This is a genomic window from Virgibacillus alimentarius (assembly GCF_017874635.1).
Classification (GTDB): domain Bacteria; phylum Bacillota; class Bacilli; order Bacillales; family Amphibacillaceae; genus Virgibacillus_B; species Virgibacillus_B alimentarius.
Genome location: NZ_JAGIKX010000004.1, coordinates 1 through 21534 on the forward strand (window position 1 = coordinate 1; position 21534 = coordinate 21534).

Sequence of the window (21534 nt, forward strand, 5' to 3'; positions counted from 1 at the left end):
CTTTCATACGCATGAATGTGGCGTCATGATCTGTTTTCGAATAACTATTTCTATCTTTAAATATCTCCATATCTCGCTGATACTTTTGTTTCCGAACAAGAAAATCTCCATAATGTTTTCGATATTTCTTCGGTTCTTTGCGCTTCGAGCGCAACTGTTTCCGTTCGCTTACCACATCAGAATCGTCAATCTTTTTCGTATATGTATCAATGGTATCGTCTAGTTTTTCGACGATGGTTTCTATTTCCTTCACCGAAAGTTCTTCTTCATTTTCACGTTCGATTGCCGGGATGATTTCTTTTTCCAGTAATTCATCGTACATAAGATTAGATTTTTCAATTAAGTTTGAACTATATCTTTCTACAGATTTGCGCCAAACGAAAGTAAATTTATTTGCGTTTGCTTCTATTTTTGTACCATCAATAAAAATAGCTTCCGTGTCTATTTCTTTTTCTTGAACTAGCTTGGAACGAAATTGTACAAAACACTGACGTAATAATTCTTCAACCAAAGGATTTGTGCGGAATCGATTAATTGTACGATAAGTTGGTTCATATCCTTGAGCCAACCACATCATACGAACACTATCTTTTAGTAACGCTTCTATTTTCCGTCCGGAAAATACGGACTGTGTATAAGCACACAAAATAATTTTCATCATCATACGCGGATGGTAAGCTGGACATCCTGTACTACGAGCAAAATCTTCAAAAGATTCTACTGGAATACTTTCAACCAAATCATTTATGGCAAAAGCAATATCATTTTTATCTAATTTAATCTCTAAATCTAAAGGCAAAATCACTTGATTCATGGTATAATGTTTAAACATAAGAGCACCTCCGGTGAGTAATGGTTTGGTCACTTTTATCTTACCAGAAGGTGCTTTTTTTGTTTACTAATTATTAGCAGAATAATCAATTATTTTAAATCTAAAGCAAAAAAAGGAATCCAGTATCTACTGAATTCTTTTTTCGCTATTTAGCCGAGTTTTGTCCCAGCCTCTTGACGATTATTTTTATATAAAATGATGTTTATTTAGAATCACAATCTGAGCAAGTACCATAAAGAGTAGTAACCTTCTCATCATCAAAATATTCAATAACATGTTGGCAATCTTGACAAACGATCGTCCCCATTTGCTACATCTCCTTTTTCTGGTTAGTAATGATAGCGTATTCATATTATAATATGACATAATTGAAGTTTCAAGCCCGAATTAGTATAACCTATTAAAAAATGTGTTATTTAAAGTGTAAAAAGCATAAAAGAGGTTGGAACGTAACTAGCCAAGAATAAGTAAAAATGGGTTCGATCATCGGTCTTTGATGATTGAACCCATTTTTCTCAGGATTACTTTCTTGATCTTTTGCCTGATTTCTGTTCATGGCGATGCACTTTTTCAAGTTTACCACCATGAACGCAAACCCTAATTCATTTTCCATCTTCTCTTTGCCCCTCACCGACAAACGCGTGAAGCGAAAATTAGCCTTCAGAAATACGAACGCTAGTTCTGCATCTGTTTTACGCTTGCCGTAAATTTCACCAGTTTCTTCTTCTGAAAGCTTCTTTCTAATATATTCTTTTTGCTGCTCCCATTTTTCGTTATAATAAATTTTCCGGTTGTTTCCTTCTTTTGCTTTTCTGTCTTCAAATAACTGTTGCGTTTTCCGAGGATTTTCATGTCATTTTCGTATTTCTGTTTGCGGATTAAAAAGTCCTGGAATCGTTTGCGATATTGTTTCAGTTCTTTACGCTCGAAGCTGCTTACGTTCACTTCCATCTTCACTTGCTTCCATTTGCTTGTCATAGCCGGCCACTGTATCATTCAGCTATTCAACTACTTCAGTTAGCTCTTCAGTCGAAAGTTCGTCCGGAATACTTTCCACGACATCATTCACGGCAAAGGCAATATCATCTTCTTGTAATTTAATTTCTAAATCCAGCGGCAAAACAACCTGATTCATGGTATAAGAATTAAGCATAAGCGACAACCCTGATAAATTGTTGTGTAGTGGCTTTAATTTTATCAGAAGGTGTCCTTTTTGTTTACTAAAACAAGTATATTAAAGCCCTTTTCATATCTAGTTGACTGGAACGAAAGGTGGCTGACTCCAGCGGGAACAGCACGGGTCTCAAGACCCCACGTGAAGTGGTTTTCTTCCGAGGAGGCTGAGGCTGAGGCCGTGCCCGCGGAAAGCATCCGCCTGCGGTGCAAGTCAGCGGGATTACTAAATAAGTATAAATCGCACGGAAAAGTAAAATAAAGAAGGGTTTTGTCCCAACCTCGTTACTCTTTTGTCTGTATTGAATTTGGATCAACGATCTCATATCCTTTTTCTTCTAAACCTCTAACGATATCATGCAAACCCGCAGCGGTCCACTTTCGGTCATGCATTAGTAAATTAGCTCCATCATTAAGATATTCCGTATTAACCATAATATCTGTAATTGCTTCTTTCGTCTGATATTCTGGTTCCCAGTCAAAACCATATGTCCAATTCATCAAAATCATACCTTCTTTATCAGCAACCTGTTTGGAGTAATCTGTATTCGCTCCATTTGGAGCACGGAAGAATTTTGGACGTTCACCAGTAATTTCTTCAACCATATCACTTACTTTCACGATTTCTTCTTTTTGTTCTTGTTCTGACAAATCCGGTAAAAATGCATGACTGTATGTATGATTACCTATTAAAAATCCCATATCATAAATTTCCTTTAACTTTCCCTTGTCCTCATCTGTTTCTAAAAAATGACCATTAACAAAAAAAATAGCATTCACATCTAATTCTTTGAGCGTTTTAGCCATCTCTACAGCATGGTTATCAGGAGCATCATCAATGGTCAGCAAAGCTACTTTTTCCTCTATTTGATCTTCTAGAGGCACAATAGACCATGAATTTGTATCAACTTTGTATTTTTTCTCTGCAAACTTTTGTTTCTCCTCATCCATTTCTTCATCGTTATCTTGTTTATTCTGATCATCATTTTCTTTATTTTTAGATGGACTAACCTTTTTTTCTTGATGTTCTGTTTGATGACTAGATGCATTCGTTTCATTGTCTTTTTTAAGTGTTTCTTCACTGCCACTACAGGCAGCTAAAGAAATCATCAATATCATACCGAATAAAACCAAAATTCGCTTCAACACACAGTCCCCCTTTTAATCTATTAATCTATTATATTAAAATGGTACAGAAGTTGACAATACCTGGCAAATTGTTTAAATTTTAGAAAGTTGTTTAGATTAAGGACTTAATGGGTATATAAGAATCAGTTCAGCGGCATAATCCGATAATTTTAAACAAGATTATTTGAATATAGAAAGAGGATATGTTTAAATACATAAATGTACATAAATATGTCGCTTATGTTTATACTAATTTCTAGAGAAAGGATTGGATAATGAATATGAAAAAGGTCACTCGGGTTTTTTATATATCCGCAATAATATCTATTTTATTTATTATTTGGGGAATAATTCCAGATTCGATCTTACCTCAAGCAAATTTAGACAATGTTACTACTGTTGTTCAAACGTTTTTAGTCGATAAATTCGGATGGTTTTATTTAATAAGTGCAACTGGTTTTTTAATATTTGCCATTTATTTAATTTTCTCTAAATATGGCAATATAAAACTTGGCAAGCCAAATGACGAACCAGAATACTCCTACCTTACATGGTTTGCTATGCTATTTAGTGCTGGTATGGGAATTGGCCTTGTGTTCTGGGGCGCAGGTGAACCATTATCACACTTTCACACACCACCATATGGGGATGCAGAAACAAATGAAGCAGCGAAAGCAGCTATGCAATATAGTTTTTTCCACTGGGGAGTTCACCCTTGGGCAATCTATGCTACATTAGCTTTAGCTCTTGCATTTTTTAAATTCCGCAAACAATCCTCCGGTCTTGTCAGCGATATCTTACAGCCGCTTTTTGGAGAGAAAATAAAAGGAAAATGGGGGACGCTCATTAACACGATCGTTGTTTTTGCGACTGTTTTTGGTGTAGCAACCTCATTGGGATTTGGTGCGATTCAGATTAGTGGCGGTTTATCTTTTGTGTTTGGCATAAATCAAACGTTTGCGCTTCAACTGTCTATTATCCTTATTGTAACCGTCTTATATTTATTATCAGCTATGACTGGTTTAAACAAAGGGATTAAATACTTGAGTAATACAAACATTGTACTTGCTATCGCATTGATGTTGCTCCTTTTGTTTTTAGGTCCAACCAAATTTATTCTGAATTTATTTACAACAACATTCGGTAGCTATGTTCAGAATTTGCCAAGTATGAGTTTAAGAATGACCCCTTTTGATCCAGAAAATTCAACTTGGATAAAAGACTGGACGATTTTCTACTGGGCTTGGTGGCTTGCTTGGTCACCTTTTGTTGGAACATTTATTGCTCGTGTTTCCCGAGGGCGTACAGTTAAAGAATTCGTACTAGGTGTTTTATTAGTCCCAACAATCTTTGGAACTTTATGGTTTTCTGTATTTGGCGGATCTGCGATCAATTTAGAGTTTTTCCAAGGCGTAGACATTATGCAACATGTTGATGCAATTGGAGAAGAAGTAGCATTATTTGCTGTATTAGAACATATTCCTTTTGGGACTTTTATTGCCATCATCGCCATTTTGCTTATTAGTACATTCTTTATTACTTCTGCTGACTCTGCAACATTTGTACTAGGAATGCAAACAACGGGCGGAAGCTTATATCCTGCAAATAGCGTGAAATTTGCTTGGGGTCTTATTCAGTCTGGTGCTGCAGCAGTCCTGCTCTGGCAAGGCGGACTCAATGCTTTACAGACAGCATCGATTATCGCAGCATTTCCATTTACAATCATTATGATTCTTATTGTATTTTCTTTAATAAAAGCGTTCAGAGAAGAAGCAAAGCATATTAATGTAAAACGTAAACGTGCAAAACAAGATTAGACAATATTGTCTAATCTTGTTTTTCTTAAAATCATTTTATCCCAATCAAAAAGGCTAGGACAAAACGAGCCATAGGATCTTAAAAAAGGTTCCAATCATCAAAACCGATGATTGGAATCTTTTTGATTTGGATTATTTCCATTATCTATAATTAGATTTGCATTCCGGACGGTGTACATTCTCAAGTTTACCATCGCGCATACAAAGTTTATTTTCACCTATCTTTGCCCCTTAAGGACACTTCCAATAGTTATTGTGTGGTACTTTAATTTTATCAGGTGGTGTCCTCGTCCTTTTTGTTTACTATTATTAGCTAACGAAAGGCATTTTCTGAATCGATAAAATTCTAATCGATATATATATAAACAGGTTGGCCCTCTATGAAGTTAACTGGAACAAAAGGTGGATGAAGCCATGCCCGCAGAAAGCAGCCACCTGTAGTCGAAGGCAACGAAGATACCATCCATATCGAGATTATCTCATTCATAAAAAATGGTCAGGCAGTCCATCGAAAGATGAACTATCTGACCTTTTTTACATTTGCTGGGGTTTTGTCCCGGCACTTTTTTTAGTGTTTTTACATCATATGAACTGGAGTTCCTAAAGCAACTTCTGCTGCTTCCATTGTAATTTCACCTAGTGTTGGATGTGCATGGATTGTAAGTGCAATGTCTTCAGCAGTCATGCCTGCTTCGATTGCTAACCCGATTTCTGCAATCATATCACTCGCATTTGGCCCAGCAACTTGTCCGCCAATTACTAAACCATCTTCTTTGCGTGTAATTAATTTCAAGAAACCATCCGTACTATTTAAGGATAGTGCACGTCCATTTGCTGCAAATGGAAACTTAGAAGACTTCACATCATACCCAGCTTCTTTTGCTTCTTTTTCGGTATAACCGACAGATGCAAGTTCTGGATCAGTAAATGCAACGGACGGAATTGCAAGGTAATCAACCTCTGATTTATGTGCGCTAATCGCTTCTGCTGCTACTTTGCCTTCATAAGAAGCTTTGTGTGCAAGCGGCAAGCCAGGAACGATGTCTCCAATTGCATAAATATTATCAGCGTTGGTACGGCACTGCTTATCTACTTTAATAAGTCCTTTTTCATCTACTTCAATACCTGCCTGTTCTAGTCCAAGCTCTTCTGTATTCGGCTTGCGTCCTACTGTAACTAGGACATAGTCAGCTTCCACCGTTTCTTCTTTATCTTTGGCCTCATAAGTTACTTTCACGCCGTCTTTTGTTTCTTCAACGCCTTTGGCAGTTGCTCCTGTAACAACAGTGGCACCTTTTTTCTTTAAGCCTTTCTTAACTAATTGGGTCATTTGTTTTTCGAAGCCGCCAAGAATATCTTTCGCACCTTCGATAAATGTAACTTCCGAACCAAGGTTTGCATAGGCAGTTCCAAGTTCCGTACCGACATACCCTGCGCCAATAACAACAAGTTTTTTCGGAATTTCTTTTAAGTTAAGCGCACCTGTTGAGTCAAGCACACGATCGGAAAATTTGAAACTAGGAATTTCAACCGGTGAAGATCCGGTTGCTATAATGCAGTTGTTAAATTTGTACGTTTGAGATTGCTTCTCATCCATTACTTTTGCTGTATGCTGATCAACAAAGTATACTTCGCCATTTAAAATATCTACTTTATTTCCTTTTAGAAGCCCTTCTACACCTGAAGTAAGTTTGTCGACAACTTTTCCTTTCCACTCTTGTGCTTTAGAAAAATCGATAGATACATTCTCTGCAGTTATTCCAAGTTCGTCGTGTCCGTTAGCCGCTTCTGCTTTGTGTCCAACTTCAATTAAAGCCTTAGATGGGATGCAACCAACGTTTAAACAAACACCACCTAATGGACCTTTATCAACAATTGTTACTTTTTGCCCTAATTGTGCAGCCCGAATAGCGGCTACATATCCACCTGGACCTGCACCAACAACTAATGTGTCTACTTCAATTGGGAAATCCCCTACTACCATAACTTACGCCTCCATCATAATTAATTGCGGATCATTTAGTAATCGCTTGATTTGATTTAGAGCTAATTGTGCTGTAGCACCATCTACAATACGATGATCAAAACTAAGTGATAATGCAAGTACTGGAGCTATGACAATTTCACCATCGCGTACGACTGGCTTTTCGGCAATACGGCCAATGCCAAGAATGACTGCTTCCGGATAATTAAGTACTGGTGTAAACCATTGTCCTCCTGCAGAACCAATGTTTGTAATCGTATTTGATGCGCCCTTCATCTCTCCTGATGTTAGTGTACCACTACGAGCTTTTTCTGCCAATTCATTAATCTCTTTGGAAATTGCAAAAATAGATTTACGATCAGCGTCTTTAACAACTGGTACCAGTAGACCTTTATCTGTATCTGCAGCAATACCAATATTATAATAATGCTTATGGATGATTTCATTTGTCTCATCAGCAACAGCAGCATTTAATATTGGGTGTTTTTTCGATGCAGAAATGAGCGCCTTTACAACATACGGTAAATATGTTAATTTAATTTCTTGCTCCGCTGCAATTTCTTTAAATTTCTTGCGATGTGCAACAAGTTCAGTAACATCGACTTCATCCATTAATGTTACATGTGGAGCTTTAGTTTTCGAGTTAACCATTGCTTTAGCAATCGCTTTGCGGATACCACTCATTTTTTCTCGAGTTTCCGCATATTCACCCATCGGAACTGCAGCTTCTTTTGTAGTTTCTTCTGGTTTCTCTTCAGTTGCATCCACTGCATCCTCGGCTGGTTGATCCCCGCTTAAGTAGCTGTCAATGTCCTCTTTTAAGATGCGTCCATTTTTGCCCGTTCCATTAACGGCTTGAATATTCACATCATTGTCACGAGCGTATTTTCGAACAGACGGCATTGCAATTACTCGTTTATCAGAACCCGTATCTGTATCCTCTGTTTCTTTTTGTTCCGTTTTTTCTTGCTTTGGTTCCTCGTTTACTGGTGCTTCATTTTCAACAGCTTCTTCTTCATCGCTACTATCGGATTCATAGCCTTCTGCATCAAATGTAATCAGCGTATCGCCTACAACAGCAACTTCTCCTTCCTCAACATGAAGCTTTTTCACCGTACCTTCTACAGGTGAAGGAATCTCTACGACAGCTTTGTCATTTTGTACTTCACATAAAGAGTCGTCCTCTTTGACTTCGTCGCCTTCTTTTAAAAACCATTTCACAATTTCGCCTTCATGAATTCCCTCACCAATATCTGGTAATTTAAATTCATACGCCATTAATACTACCTCCCGTCCAATATTAGAAATTTATTACTTGATCCACTTTTTCCATAATGTCCTTATGATCTGGCAGCCATATATCTTCCGCTTCTGAGAAAGGATACACGGTATCTGGAGCTGTTACACGCAATACTGGAGCTTCTAAATGTAAAATTGCTCGTTCTTGAATTTCGGTTACGATATTTGCTGCTACACCTGCTTGACGTTGTGCTTCTTGTACAACAACAACACGATTTGTCTTTTCAACAGACTTAATAATCGTATCGACATCGATTGGTGAAACAGTCCTAAGATCAATTACCTCTGCATTAATGTTGTTTTTCTCAAGTTCATCAGCTGCTTTTAGGCATGCATGAACCATTGCACCATATGCAATTAATGTAACATCTTTACCTTCGCGTTTAACATCTGCTTTGCTAAGATCAACGGTGTATTCTTCTTCAGGTACTTCACCGCGGAAAGAACGATAAAGTTTCATATGCTCTAAAAACACTACTGGGTCGTTGTCACGAATCGATGCAAGCAGTAATCCTTTTGCGTCATATGGTGTAGACGGGATGACAACTTTTAATCCTGGTTGTTGTGCAACTAACCCTTCTAGCGAATCAGCATGAAGCTCAGGTGTATTTACACCGCCTCCAAAAGGAGAACGAATTGTAATTGGCTGTTGCTTTGTATTACCTGATCGGTAGCGTGTACGAGCCATTTGTCCGTTGATCGAGTCCATCACTTCATATACGAATCCAAAGAACTGTATTTCAGGCACAGGTCGGAAGCCTTCTAATGCAAGTCCAATAGAAAGTCCGCCAATAGCTGATTCAGCTAGTGGTGTATCAAAAACACGATCTTCCCCAAACTCATCTTGTAACCCTTCTGTAGCACGGAACACACCGCCGTTTTGTCCTACATCCTCGCCAAAGACAAGTACATTTTCATCATTTTTCAATTCCGTACGTAGTGCATCTGTAATTGCTTGGATCATGGTCATTTGAGCCATTGTTATTTCGACTCCTTCTCTTTATATTCTTCCATTTGTTCTTTAAGGTTTTGTGGAAGTTCTTCATACATATTAGAAATAAGGTCTGTTACCTTTTGTTTTGGATACTTATCCGTTTCTTTAATAGCTGCCTTAATATCCTCTTTTGCTTGTTCAATCACTTTATTCTCTTCCTCTTCAGACCAAAGCTTTTTACTTTCTAAGAAAGTTCTAAAACGTACAATCGGATCCTTTTTCTCCCACTCATTATTAAGGTCTTCTGTACGATAACGCGTTGGATCATCTCCAGCCATTGTGTGTGGTCCATAACGATACGTTAAAGCTTCAATTAACATTGGCCCTTCCCCATTAATAGCACGCTCTCTAGCATGTTTCGTCACTGCATACATTGCAAGTACGTCCATACCATCTACCTGAATACCTTCAATACCTGCTGCAATTGCCTTTTGTGCTAGCGTTTTCGCAGCTGTTTGTTTTTCAACTGGAACAGAGATTGCAAAATGGTTATTTTGAACAAAGAAAATTGCCGGTGCACCGTATGCCCCCGCAAAGTTTATCCCTTCGTAAAAGTCACCTTGCGAAGTTCCTCCATCACCTGTATAAGTTACTGCTACAGATTTATTTCCTCGTAGTTTTTTTCCTAATGCTACTCCAGCAGTTTGTACATATTGTGCTCCAATAATAATTTGCGGGCTTAGAGCATTTACACCTTCTGGCATTTGATTTCCGTGGAAATGGCCTCTAGAAAACAGGAATGCTTGATACAACGGAAGACCATGCCAAATGAGCTGTGGCACATCCCGATAACCTGGTAAAATAAAATCTTCTTTCTCCAGTGCAAAGTGGCTTCCTAATTGAGAAGCTTCCTGTCCAGCAGTTGGAGCGTAAAAGCCTAATCTTCCTTGACGATTTAATGCAATAGATCTTTGATCTAATACACGTGTATAAACCATTCTGCGCATAAGCTCTTTTAACTCATCATCTGACAGATCAGGCATATCATCTTTATTGACAATTTTTCCATTTTCATCAAGAATCTGGAACATTTCGAACTTACTTTCAACACTATCAAGAACGTGTTTCAAAATAGTTCACCTCTTCCTTTCTATTTACCTTAATAATAGTATCCTTTTTTATCCTTCCCAGTAATCGAAAAAAATCTGTACCTTTTTTGCATAAATCTAATACCCTTTTTTATTTGTATATAATCATCTATTATAATCTGTTACATTGATATCGCAAATTTCACTGGTACAATTTTTAATCTACTCAGATTGTAGCCCAAATAGATTCAATTGGTCAATCCTTTTGTTTTATTATATAAATTTTCATGAAGGCTTTTGTTCGAGCGCGAATAAATAGCCGATCTGTTATATCACCTGTACCATTTTACCTTGTAACAGGTTGTGTTGTTGTATAATAAAAAAGACTAGGTTATACACCTAGCCTTTCCATTAATTGAAGATTGATTATTTTTTTTCCTTAGTTTCTTCTGCGTTACCGTTTACATTCTTACTTGAAGTATCATCATACTTTACACTTAAGTCAGTCTGATCATAAAATTCCTTTTTTAACTTATTATAGTTAGCTGTCGCTTCTTTAAATTCTTCGTTTTTATCCAATACTTTTTCATATTTTTTATTAATTTTTTCAATATGCGCTGTTAAGTCTTCTTGTTCTAATTCTTCTTTTTGAAGCATTTGATAAAGTTCTTTTTCCAGTTTTAATGATTTTATGTATTCCTTATGTAATTGATCATAATGCTTATAACGGTCCATCATAACTTCATACATTTCACGCGCTTTATTTTTTGTTTTTTCATCTTCTAATTTTTCGATTAATTTATCAATTTTCTCAAATTCATCCTGTGATGCATGAATGCTTTCCTGTTCAGATTCCATTTTATTAGACCGCTTTTCGATGGTTTCTATCGCTTGTTTTGACGTTTCTTTAATCTTATCTAACTCATCCGGACCAAGCTCTATGATCGTGCTGTATAATTCCCTCTCCTTTTTTTCCAGTTCGGTAATTTCAGTTTGTACTTTTTCAAACTCTTCCTCCAAGGTTACCGCTTCTTCTAAATGTTCATATATTTTTTCTTCTGTCGACTTTCCACAAGCACTTATAAATAATAATAATGTCATAGTAACAAAAAACAAAAGCTTTTTATTCATCGCAGTGATCTTCCCCCCTTATAGTTAAAACTTACCAAAAAATCAATTAACATGCCCTTTAGTATAACATAAGATATCTTAAATTTATTCAATAAATTATTTCACTCAAACAAGACGAGGGTTGTCCTTGTGTCTATTCTATGATTTTTTTGTTCCTTTTATGATAAAATAATAATTGATATAAATAAAATATGGAGTGATATGAGTCATGTTAACGATGAAAGATATCGTCCGGGAAGGGCATCCGTCATTGCGTGAAGTTGCCAAGGACGTAGATATACCAACAACAGATGAGGAAATAAATTTATTACATGATATGCTTACTTTTTTAAAAAATAGTCAAGATGAGAATACGGCAGAAAAATATAATTTAAGACCTGGTGTTGGTTTAGCTGCACCGCAGTTAGGAATTAGTAAACGCTTAATTGCTGTCCATTTTGAAGATCCAAAGGGGAAGCAATACAGCTATGGATTAATTAATCCAAGAATCATTAGTCATTCTGTAGAGAAGGCTTATTTAGCTGGAGGAGAAGGTTGTCTTTCGGTTGATCGTCAAGTCGATGGGTACGTACCACGCAATGCGCGCGTAACCATTAGAGCAACCGATATGAATGGAGATGATCTTAAATTACGACTGCGAGATTACGCTGCTATTGTATTTCAGCATGAAATTGATCACCTAAATGGATTGATGTTTTATGATTATATTAATAAAGAGAATCCATTTCTTGCTCCGGAAAATGCGAAAGCAATACAATAACAAGCAGAAACAGTTACTGAAGTTGCCTGCTTCGTAACTGTTTCTGGATCATTTTGAAAAGGCGAACAAAAATAGCCTTAAATTAAATTATAATACTCGAGCCCTTTTAAGATACCTTGTTCATCGACAGTACTTGTCGTGTAATCAGCCACTTTTTTTAAAGATGGAACAGCATTTCCCATCGCAATTCCAACGCCAACCTCTTGAATCATCTCCATATCATTTAATCCATCACCGAATGCAAAGGCATCCGCTTTGTTTAAACCACTTGCAGAAATAATTTTATCGATTCCTACAGCTTTGGATCCGCCACCTGGAAGCACGTCATAGGAAAACCGGTGCCAGCGGATAAAGTCAAGCGCATTATGTTTCGCAATAAAGGCATTCTGATCCTGTTCACAAAACAATAATGCCTGATAAATAGGACGGCCATGATAATAATTCGAATCTACTTGAGGATAATTTAACTTTAAATTGGCTAGACTTTCTTTTATATGAGGATGATTGTCTGTCGTGGCGCGCATATCTTTATCACATATAAATATCATCGGGAAATTATTCAAAGCGGAAGCTTCGTATAATGTTTCTAATGGTTCCTGATCAATCGGATTTTCATAAATGACTTCTCCCTCAAAAACAACATGTTGTCCATTAAAGCTGACGTATGAGTTTATATCAAGTTCTTTGCGTATTTCCTCAAACATAAATGGTGCACGTCCTGTAGCTATTGCAACATAGACATCATTTCTTTTTAATTCTTCAATAGCCTGCTTCGCAGATAATGGAATGTTTTTATGCTCATCTACGAGCGTTCCATCAATATCAAAAAAGACTATTTTTTTGTGCATTTATTTCTTCCCCTTTATCTAAGCATTGTCTTTATTATAGACGAAAAGCGATATATATGTATAATAAATGATTCAATGTAAAAAAATAGGAATAATAAACCACGGATAAAACTTGTGATATGTAGGCAACATGAACAGTTAAAAAGATTCTTTATATTATAAAAAAGAGATTTTCATTTCAATATTTGCCAAATCATACTATACTATAAGTAAGAGGGATTGGATCGGTAGAACGTTTTTATTGCTTTTCTGAAAAAAATGAAAGGAGATGTCATTCAACATGTTAAAACGCCTAAAGGAAAAGCTGAAAAAACGCTGGAAGGATTTTTTAGGCAAAGAACGTGTACCAACAACATATAAGAAAGACTACCATGAGTAAATGAACCAATCACATTCCACTTATGCTGAGTGTACGTGTTTTATATGGAATGATTAATGTTATCGATTGAATCGTGTTTATATCTTCAACATAAAATAATGAGCAGCTTATTAATAATAGCTGAAGTTCAATAAAAAAATAAGTATAACTATTAAAGTGATATAAGGAGAGAGAAAATGATTTTTAAAGTATTTTACCAAGAACTTCCAAACGAAGTTCCTGTACGAGAACGCACAAAAAGTTTATATCTAGAAGCTGAGTCCGAACGAGATGTTCGTGTTAAATTAAATGATCGCAATTTGAATATTGAGTATATCCAGTTATTAAATGAAACACATTTAGCTTACGAAAAACAATCTGAAAATTTTACAATGGAAAACGTGTGAACCGATGAAGTTTGTAAAAAATGACCAAACTGCAGTTTTTGCACTAGGTGGGTTAGGTGAAATTGGAAAAAATACGTATGGTATTCAATTTCAAGATGAAATAATCCTAGTTGATGCGGGTATAAAATTCCCTGAAGATGAGTTGCTTGGAATCGATTACGTTATTCCCGACTACACCTACCTAGTCAAAAATCAAAACAAAATTAAAGGCTTATTCGTCACACATGGACACGAGGATCATATTGGTGGAATCCCATACCTCTTACGTGAGATCAATGTGCCTATTTATGCTGGTAAACTCGCGATCGGATTAATCAAAAACAAATTAGAAGAACATGGTTTATTAAGAAATGCAAAATTAAACACGATACAAGAAGAAGACGTTATTAAGTTCCGTAAAACAGCAGTTAGTTTTTTCCGTATTACCCATAGTATTCCTGATTCATATGGTGTTGTCATAAAAACACCTCCGGGAAATATCGTACACACAGGTGATTTTAAATTTGATTTTACTCCAGTTGGAGAGCCAGCTAATTTAGCTAAAATGGCTGAAATAGGCAAAGAAGGCGTACTTTGCTTACTATCTGACAGTACAAATAGTGAAGTTCCAGGTTTTACAATGTCTGAACAAGTTGTTGGTGAAAGTATACAAGATATCTTTAGCAAAACGGAAGGAAGATTGATTTTTGCAACTTTTGCTTCCAATATTGATCGTCTTCAACAAGTTGTATCGGCCTCTGTAAAACATAACAGAAAAATTGCTGTATTTGGCCGGAGTATGGAATCAAATATTACCATTGGCCAAGAGTTAGGCTATATTTCAGCACCTAAAAATACCTTTATTGATGCTGGCCAAATTAATCGTCTTCCAGCACAGGATGTAACAATTCTGTGTACTGGCTCTCAAGGTGAGCCAATGGCTGCCTTATCCCGAATAGCGAACGGGACGCATAGACAAGTTCAAATCATCCCTGGTGACACGGTTGTGTTTTCATCATCACCAATCCCTGGTAACAACATCAGTGTCAGCCGCACAATTAATAAGTTATCTCGTGCGGGAGCAGAAGTAATTCACGGACCTTTAAGCAATATCCATACGTCCGGGCATGGCAGCCAGGAAGAACAGAAACTAATGCTCAGACTTATCCAACCTAAATATTTTATGCCTATTCACGGGGAATATCGTATGTTAAAACAACATACCAAACTTGCAGAAGTATGTGGAGTGAATTTAAAACATTCCTTTATAATGGATAATGGGGATGTGCTTGCTCTAGGGAAAGATAATGCGATTATTGCAGGTAAGATTCCTTCTGGATCGATTTATGTTGATGGAAGTGGTATTGGCGATATTGGAAACATCGTCCTAAGAGACCGCCGAATATTGTCTGAAGAAGGTCTTGTCATCATTGTTGTAAGTATAAATATGAAAGAGTTTAAAATAGCATCAGGTCCTGATATCATCTCCAGAGGTTTTGTTTATATGAGAGAATCGGAAGACTTGATCAATGAGGCCCAAAAACTTGTAGCCTCGCATTTAACTACCGTGATGGAACGAAAAACAACACAGTGGTCCGAAATCAAAAATGAAATAACAGATACCATCGCACCATTTCTTTATGAAAAAACAAAACGTAAGCCGATGGTACTGCCGATTATCATGGAAGTGTAAAATTATTATAAAATATAAAACAGGTCTATCATCTATTAGGCAAAAAACCTATGATGGTAGACCTGTTTTTATTGGTACTATTTCTTCGGGTTTCATGGAAACTTAAGCATGATCCATAACTAAATGTTTTTCAAACCTCGATATGTCTTTATCTGCCCCAATGACAATTAAAATATCATCTTCCCTTAAGACTTCATCTGCACTTGGTGATACATTAATTTCATTCTCTTGTTTGATAGCTACCACATTACAGCCATAATTAGCACGTATATCTAAGTCTACAAGTGTTTTCCCCTGCATTTTCTTTCCTGCTTTCACTTCAACAATACTGTGTTCATCAGACAGTTCCAAATAATCCAGTATATTATTTGATATGACGCTATGTGCAATACGTTTCCCCATATCTCGCTCAGGATGAACCACTTGGTCTGCTCCGATTTTATTTAAAATTTTCTCATGATAATCACTTTGTGCTTTTACTGTGATTTTTTTTATCTCCAAGTCGGTTAAAATAACAGTAGTCAGAATACTTGCCTGAATATTGTCCCCTATCGATACAATCACATGGTCGATATTTTTAATGCCTAATTCTTTTAATGTTGCCTCATCTGTCGAATCAGCAATAACAGCATAAGAAGCAATATTTTTAAATTCATTTACCTTCTCTTCATCAATATCAATTGCTAAAACATCCATTCCTTCCATGCTTAATTCGCGACAAACGCTGCCACCAAATCTACCTAGACCAATAACGGCATAATCTTGTTTCATCCCTCTTCCTCCATCACTGTTTCAGTTTTTTAAGTGTATCATATCAAAGATTTATATAAATATGAAACGCAGGTTGTTTTCTGTTCAAAAAAATTACTCCTGCATACTGGCAGAAGTAATTTTTATCTTCTTTATTTAATTCCTAAAACCCGATTGACCCGTTTGCGCAGCATTTTCATACCGCCTCCACCAGCTTGGAAGTGACGTAACTTCCCTTCTTCATCAAACACATAATAAGCTGGTACATACTCATTTTGAAATGCGTCTGTTAATGCATGTTGATTATCTACGTAAATAGGTTGTGTGATGTCATGTTCTTTCGCCACACTTTGAACTTGATCCAGATCTAAATCCTTTTCCGAGCGGGGCATATGAACAGCAATTACATTAAGCTTATCTTTATACTCATCACGGAATTCATTTACATTCGGCATAGCCTCTTTACATAAACCACAACTTACAGACCAGAAATGAATCAGTGTTGGCTTATTCCCAATTAGTTCACTTTTTTGAATCGGATCACTGTTATACCATGTTGTCGCTTCCGGCAAATCAGGCATTTGTTCTCTTAACTTCATATTCCTACCTCCTAGGTTCCCTTAGAAAAAGCTGACTCCTTAAGCAAAGAACTTCCTTCTATTTCAAAAGAAATATTCTTTATTCATGAGTCAGCTTCTGCATTCAAGAAACGCTAATTATAGCGTTTCTTGACCTGGCTTCCAGTTTGCTGGGCAAAGTCCGCCTGTTTGTAGTGCTTGTAGTACGCGTAATGTCTCATCCACATCACGGCCAATATCAGTATGGAATACTGTTTGATATTTTAGTTCACCTTCAGGATCAATAATAAACAGGCCTCTTAATGCAATACCTTCTTCTTCAATAAGTACACCGTAATCTTTTGCAACAGCATGATTTGTATCTGCTGCTAATGGATATTTAAGATCACCTAGTCCATTATCATCACGGGATGTATTAATCCATGCTTTATGTGTATGAATTGTATCTGTGGAAACACCAATTACTTCTGCATCCAAGTCTTCAAATTCATCGTATCTGTCTGACATTGCTGTAATTTCTGTTGGACATACAAAAGTAAAGTCCATTGGATAAAAGAACAATACTGTCCATTTATCTTCTTTCATAATTTCCTCTAAATTAACTTTTCCGAATTCTTTGTCTGGCATTACAGCATCCATTTCAAAACGTGGTGCTTGTTTACCTACCATTCTTTCTGCCATTGTTAAATCCCTCCAAAAATAATGTCATATTTTGCATCCGTTTATTATTATAAACGACTTGTTAATTTTAGTCAATTTTAAATTAGAATTAGTGTAAAAAAGACAAGAAGTTGTCATATCATGCACATATAAAGTATACCCATTTGACATGTTCTCAAACGTTATTGTAAAGTATATATGTTCATATTACCATTTGTTTTAAAATTTTGTCCAACAATTGAGAATATCATACTCATTTTTTCAAAAGGTGACAGGTTTTAACGAGTGAACTATTGGGTAAATAATGAAGTGGTTACATATTTTTTAAATATTTAAGGAAGGAGACAAAAAATGGATATTTTTGGAATTTCATTTGATCTTAGTAACATTTTAGGTGTTGTCATCCCAATTACACTTAAAATAGTATTTCTAATCCTAGCCTTTATTATTCTCAAACCGATTGGGAGAAAAGTAATTGAAAAAACCATTCAAAAAACAGGTAAATCAAGAAAGGTTTCTGCAAATCGCATGAAAACATTAGAAAAGCTATTAGTTAATTTATATTCCTATATTTTAATTTTTCTTTTCATTGTAATGGTATTTGCTATATTAAATATCCCGATCGGTCCACTGCTTGCTGGTGCTGGAATTGTTGGACTCGCGATAGGTTTTGGGGCTCAGGGTATCGTTAGTGATGTTGTTACAGGCTTTTTTATCCTACTTGAGAGACAACTTGAAATTGATGATTATGTCACTGTGGGAGAATTTGATGGTATCGTCGAAGAGGTTGGCTTACGGACTACGAAAATACGGGCATTTGATGGTACATTAAATTTTGTACCGAATCGTTTTATCGAAGGAGTTGCGAACCATTCTCGAGGAAACATGCGAGCACTTGTAGATATTAGTATTAGTTATCATGATAATATCGACAAAGCCATATCTGTTTTAGAACATGTATGCGAAAGTTTCCAGACAGATGATCGTTTTAAAGATGGGCCTAATTGTATCGGTGTCCAGGAAATCGGAACTTATAATACAATTTTGCGTGTAGTTGGACAAACAGAGAACGGATTACAATGGGAATGCGAACGAGATCTCAGAAAACAAATGAAAGAGGCATTTGAAGCTAACGAAATTACTATTCCATATCCTCATCAAGTATATATCCAAGAAAAACAAGATTAGAAAAAACAGCTAGCTCGCTTAAGAGTTAGCTGTTTTATTTCTTAGGTTAATTTTTCTGAGACTGCTTGGCAAACTTCTTCTAGATTTTGGCCTTGTGCATTGATGACCGGTCCAGCTATCGTTACATTAGAAATGCCCATTACATCTTTATCTTGACCGGAAATGATGCAGCAGTCACAGTATTGTACATCATCTTCTGAACGTAAATCGACCACTTCATGCCCCATTTCCATTAATGCTTCTTTAACGTCTGAAAGTGCTGGTTCTACTCCGATACGTGCCATCTTTTTTCCTCCTCTAGCGCTTTATATTCTTTGTTAGTTTCCCCAAGGAGACGCAACGGTATACTTTCATTCTTATTCTTATTCATGTTTAGGCATAAACAAAATGAGGATAAGACTTATAGTCGCCAGAATCAGAAGACCGACATAAACGACATGAAGCCCTGCCGTCAATCCTTCTTGCAATACTAAACGTACATCATCAGATAAGGTTGTATTCAGATTTGGATCAAGCAAGCTATTAGCAGAATCCACGGATACGCTTTTTTCCAATCCATTATTCTCTATGTACGTTTTTATTTGTCCATTTAATAAGCCACCTAACATAGCAGCACCGAGTGCACTTCCTAATGACCTCATAAACATATTAGCCGCGGTAGCGATACCCCTTACTTCCCATCCAATTGTACTTTGAATCGCAACAATAAAGGAGGTGGTGGTTAGGCCCATTCCAACTCCCACAAAAAACGACCCAATCCCAGCCCAAACAGGACCTTTATCAGGAGATAGCGTAAAAAAGAAAAAAGAACCAATAACTAAAGCTACACCACCGATCAAAGACGTATTGCGGAAACCGATTACTAATAATAACCTCCCAGCAATTGTCGAAGCAACAGGCCATCCGATCGACATTGTTGTGAGCGTAAAACCCGCTACTGTAGCAGTTTGTCCCATTACTCCTTGTACAAACGCTGGTAAATAACTTGAGACCCCCATTAAGATCATTCCTGTCGTTAGCGAGGTTAAATTAGCAACACTTATGATCCGGTATTTCCATATCGAAAATGGCATCATCGGTTCCAGTGCTCGTTTTTCCTGATACAAAAACATTACTGCTCCAAAGATAACTACACCTATTAATAAAATCATGAAGGAGGAATTCCAAGCAATGCCGACGCCTCCTTCAACTAATATGAGCATGAGCGAGCTTACTGCAACAATTATCCAGACAGCACCTGCATAATCAATCGGCTTTTTTTGTTTTTCAATATCTTCATGCAAGAAGAGAATAATTCCAAGTACAGCAAGCAAGCCAAGAGGTATATTCATCCAGAATACATATCTCCAGTTCAAAGCATCAACAAAAAAACCACCAAGGAGCGGTCCAGTTACTGCTGATATCCCCCATACACTCGATAAATAACCTTGTATTTTTGCTCGCTCTTCCTTACTATAAATATCCCCAACAATCGTTGTCGCAATGGTCATAAGTGCTCCCGCCCCAAATCCCTGTATACAACGGGATATAATCAGCATAACCATTGTTATACTAAACCCTGATAACGTGGATCCTAGTAAAAATAATAGCACTCCAATCACGAAGATTGGTTTTCTCCCAAAAATATCGGATAATTTTCCAAAGATCAAAACAGTCGAAGCATTTGTTAGTAAATAAGCAGAAAACACCCAACTATATGAAGAAAATCCGCCAAGATCAGCAACAATGCTCGGCATTGCTGTTGCTACAATGGTTGCTTCAATGGCTGATAAAAACATCCCTAACATGACCGATGCCAATATGAGTGGACGTTTTAACTCTTTTTTACTTTGTCTATTTATTCCTGCTTCCATCATTTATCCCAGCTTTTCTCTATTCAGTAAACTCCTTTTAATGTTAAAAACACCCTTGTCATTTACAATCTGGCAAGGGTGTTATCAACTTTAATCCGTTACGTTTGTTTCAGACTCCGATGATAACGTATACATCTCTTTCCTTACTTGTTTTAAAATTGCTCTTCTTGTTATAATTCCATCAAAATATCCCTCTTGATCTGCAACACAGACAAATGGAGAATTAATGACGGTTTTTAACGCTTGCACATAAGTATCTTCTTTGGTTAAACGAGGTATATCCCGTTTCATAATTTCATGGACGCGCATATCGGACAGTTGTTCAAACTCAAATCGTTCTAACCCTAAAGTCTGATTTAAAATCGCTGTTTTTCCAATTGTTCCAACTAATTTATAAGATGTATCCAAAACTGGAACAGCAGAATACCCTGATTTTACTAAGACAAGTAATGCATGTTCTAGTGGATTATTTAATTGTACATGTGCAACTTTTTCAGAAGGAATCATTAAATCTACAACCTGCTTATTTGTTGCCTGTTTATCTTGTAACATACTCATATAAAACGCTCCTTTTCAAATACTAACATCACAAACACATGTAGTTCATCACTTTCTAGAAAGGAGTGATCATTTACCTAAATGTATTTTACCATAATAAGGAGATAAGAAACATCATTAACTATTTGGTTATTCTTTTGAATATATTCTTATTTGCTATATAATATGAATATATGATCATATAGTTAAGGGAAGTTATATCATGCCTTATAATCCAATCGATCCGGCATTACTTGAAAATGTTTCACAAATATTCAAGGCATTATCTGACCCGACTCGTCTAAAAATTTTACATTTGCTCTCTGAGCAGGAATGTTCGGTCAGTGAAATTACTAAGCATTTAGATATGAAACAATCAACTATTTCTCATCAGTTAAAATATTTAAAACAACTTCATCTTGTAAAATACCGAAGAGTAAAAACGATGTATTATTATTCTCCAGATGATGACCATGTCATGAGTTTATTAGAGCAAGCAATGAAACATACGAAACATACAATCAGTTAGGAGGTTGT

22 protein-coding genes and 1 pseudogene are annotated in these 21534 nt (G+C 36.4%); 6 read left to right on the forward strand and 17 right to left on the reverse strand.

What is annotated here, in order from left to right:
- The 5 genes and pseudogenes from J2Z81_RS04235 to J2Z81_RS04250 all read right to left on the reverse strand — a co-directional run.
- A partial coding sequence (locus tag J2Z81_RS04235; protein WP_226370796.1) for a transposase occupies nucleotides 1–832 on the reverse strand: 832 nt, incomplete at its 3' end.
- A 202-nt stretch (nucleotides 833–1034) separates the two neighbouring features.
- The gene (locus J2Z81_RS04240; RefSeq protein ID WP_084179379.1) at nucleotides 1035–1139 is read right to left on the reverse strand and encodes a GapA-binding peptide SR1P; all 105 of its coding nucleotides are present in this window, start codon (nucleotides 1137–1139) and stop codon (nucleotides 1035–1037) included.
- Nucleotides 1140–1244: 105 nt separating this feature from the next.
- Nucleotides 1245–1643: pseudogene (locus J2Z81_RS16155) on the reverse strand (transposase); the annotation flags it as partial.
- A gap of 189 nt (nucleotides 1644–1832) precedes the next feature.
- Nucleotides 1833–1985, reverse strand: coding sequence for a hypothetical protein (locus J2Z81_RS16160; RefSeq protein WP_156947699.1), 153 nt, complete (start codon nucleotides 1983–1985; stop codon nucleotides 1833–1835).
- Nucleotides 1986–2290: 305 nt separating this feature from the next.
- Nucleotides 2291–3154, reverse strand: coding sequence for a polysaccharide deacetylase family protein (locus J2Z81_RS04250; protein ID WP_318842364.1), 864 nt, complete (start codon nucleotides 3152–3154; stop codon nucleotides 2291–2293).
- A gap of 260 nt (nucleotides 3155–3414) precedes the next feature.
- Between J2Z81_RS04250 and J2Z81_RS04255 the strand changes: the two genes are divergently transcribed.
- Nucleotides 3415–4950, forward strand: a complete 1536-nt coding sequence (locus tag J2Z81_RS04255; RefSeq protein WP_029268336.1) for a glycine betaine uptake BCCT transporter — start codon at nucleotides 3415–3417, stop codon at nucleotides 4948–4950.
- A gap of 577 nt (nucleotides 4951–5527) precedes the next feature.
- Here the strand turns inward: J2Z81_RS04255 and lpdA are convergent.
- The 5 genes from lpdA to J2Z81_RS04280 all read right to left on the reverse strand — a co-directional run bounded on the left by lpdA (nucleotide 5528) and on the right by J2Z81_RS04280 (nucleotide 11386).
- A complete protein-coding gene (gene lpdA / locus J2Z81_RS04260; RefSeq protein ID WP_029268335.1) occupies nucleotides 5528–6934 on the reverse strand; it encodes a dihydrolipoyl dehydrogenase in 1407 nt (468 codons plus the stop codon).
- Nucleotides 6935–6937: 3 nt separating this feature from the next.
- A complete protein-coding gene (locus J2Z81_RS04265; protein WP_029268334.1) occupies nucleotides 6938–8212 on the reverse strand; it encodes a dihydrolipoamide acetyltransferase family protein in 1275 nt (424 codons plus the stop codon).
- A 22-nt stretch (nucleotides 8213–8234) separates the two neighbouring features.
- Complete coding sequence (locus J2Z81_RS04270; protein ID WP_029268333.1) at nucleotides 8235–9212, reverse strand: alpha-ketoacid dehydrogenase subunit beta; 978 nt, start codon at nucleotides 9210–9212, stop codon at nucleotides 8235–8237.
- Nucleotides 9213–9214: 2 nt separating this feature from the next.
- Nucleotides 9215–10258 (reverse strand): pyruvate dehydrogenase (acetyl-transferring) E1 component subunit alpha, encoded by a 1044-nt coding sequence (pdhA, locus tag J2Z81_RS04275; RefSeq protein WP_226374335.1) that lies wholly within the window; start codon nucleotides 10256–10258, stop codon nucleotides 9215–9217.
- Between the two features lie 423 nt (nucleotides 10259–10681).
- Complete coding sequence (locus tag J2Z81_RS04280; protein WP_226370797.1) at nucleotides 10682–11386, reverse strand: YkyA family protein; 705 nt, start codon at nucleotides 11384–11386, stop codon at nucleotides 10682–10684.
- A gap of 208 nt (nucleotides 11387–11594) precedes the next feature.
- Between J2Z81_RS04280 and def the strand changes: the two genes are divergently transcribed.
- Entirely contained in the window at nucleotides 11595–12146 is a 552-nt protein-coding gene (gene def, locus J2Z81_RS04285) for a peptide deformylase (protein ID WP_029268330.1), read from the forward strand.
- Between the two features lie 77 nt (nucleotides 12147–12223).
- Here the strand turns inward: def and J2Z81_RS04290 are convergent, their stop codons facing one another.
- Complete coding sequence (locus J2Z81_RS04290) at nucleotides 12224–12994, reverse strand: Cof-type HAD-IIB family hydrolase (protein WP_029268329.1); 771 nt, start codon at nucleotides 12992–12994, stop codon at nucleotides 12224–12226.
- Between the two features lie 555 nt (nucleotides 12995–13549).
- On the opposite strand from J2Z81_RS04290, the gene J2Z81_RS04295 reads away from it, so the two are divergent.
- Together J2Z81_RS04295 and rnjA are read left to right on the forward strand one after the other, a co-directional pair.
- Complete coding sequence (locus tag J2Z81_RS04295; protein WP_029268328.1) at nucleotides 13550–13759, forward strand: DNA-dependent RNA polymerase subunit epsilon; 210 nt, start codon at nucleotides 13550–13552, stop codon at nucleotides 13757–13759.
- A 4-nt stretch (nucleotides 13760–13763) separates the two neighbouring features.
- The gene (rnjA, locus tag J2Z81_RS04300) at nucleotides 13764–15431 is read left to right on the forward strand and encodes a ribonuclease J1 (RefSeq protein ID WP_029268327.1); all 1668 of its coding nucleotides are present in this window, start codon (nucleotides 13764–13766) and stop codon (nucleotides 15429–15431) included.
- Nucleotides 15432–15533: 102 nt separating this feature from the next.
- On the opposite strand, the gene J2Z81_RS04305 is transcribed toward rnjA, so the two are convergent.
- The 3 genes from J2Z81_RS04305 to J2Z81_RS04315 form a co-directional block, all read right to left on the reverse strand.
- Nucleotides 15534–16202: a potassium channel family protein gene (locus J2Z81_RS04305; protein WP_029268326.1), complete on the reverse strand. Its 669-nt coding sequence runs from the start codon at nucleotides 16200–16202 to the stop codon at nucleotides 15534–15536.
- A 131-nt stretch (nucleotides 16203–16333) separates the two neighbouring features.
- Entirely contained in the window at nucleotides 16334–16780 is a 447-nt protein-coding gene (locus J2Z81_RS04310) for a TlpA family protein disulfide reductase (RefSeq protein ID WP_029268325.1), read from the reverse strand.
- 117 nt (nucleotides 16781–16897) lie between these two features.
- Nucleotides 16898–17440 (reverse strand): peroxiredoxin, encoded by a 543-nt coding sequence (locus J2Z81_RS04315; protein WP_029268324.1) that lies wholly within the window; start codon nucleotides 17438–17440, stop codon nucleotides 16898–16900.
- Between the two features lie 330 nt (nucleotides 17441–17770).
- On the opposite strand from J2Z81_RS04315, the gene J2Z81_RS04320 reads away from it, so the two are divergent.
- The gene (locus tag J2Z81_RS04320; protein ID WP_029268323.1) at nucleotides 17771–18607 is read left to right on the forward strand and encodes a mechanosensitive ion channel family protein; all 837 of its coding nucleotides are present in this window, start codon (nucleotides 17771–17773) and stop codon (nucleotides 18605–18607) included.
- Nucleotides 18608–18648: 41 nt separating this feature from the next.
- Here the strand turns inward: J2Z81_RS04320 and J2Z81_RS04325 are convergent, their stop codons facing one another.
- The 3 genes from J2Z81_RS04325 to cbpB form a co-directional block, all read right to left on the reverse strand.
- Nucleotides 18649–18891: a YkuS family protein gene (locus tag J2Z81_RS04325; RefSeq protein ID WP_029268322.1), complete on the reverse strand. Its 243-nt coding sequence runs from the start codon at nucleotides 18889–18891 to the stop codon at nucleotides 18649–18651.
- A gap of 78 nt (nucleotides 18892–18969) precedes the next feature.
- Nucleotides 18970–20463 (reverse strand): MFS transporter, encoded by a 1494-nt coding sequence (locus J2Z81_RS04330; protein ID WP_226370798.1) that lies wholly within the window; start codon nucleotides 20461–20463, stop codon nucleotides 18970–18972.
- An 87-nt stretch (nucleotides 20464–20550) separates the two neighbouring features.
- A complete protein-coding gene (gene cbpB, locus J2Z81_RS04335; protein ID WP_029268320.1) occupies nucleotides 20551–21018 on the reverse strand; it encodes a cyclic-di-AMP-binding protein CbpB in 468 nt (155 codons plus the stop codon).
- A 202-nt stretch (nucleotides 21019–21220) separates the two neighbouring features.
- Here cbpB and J2Z81_RS04340 point away from each other — a divergent pair, with 202 nt between their 5' ends.
- Entirely contained in the window at nucleotides 21221–21526 is a 306-nt protein-coding gene (locus tag J2Z81_RS04340) for an ArsR/SmtB family transcription factor (protein WP_029268319.1), read from the forward strand.
- Nucleotides 21527–21534 lie beyond the last annotated feature (8 nt).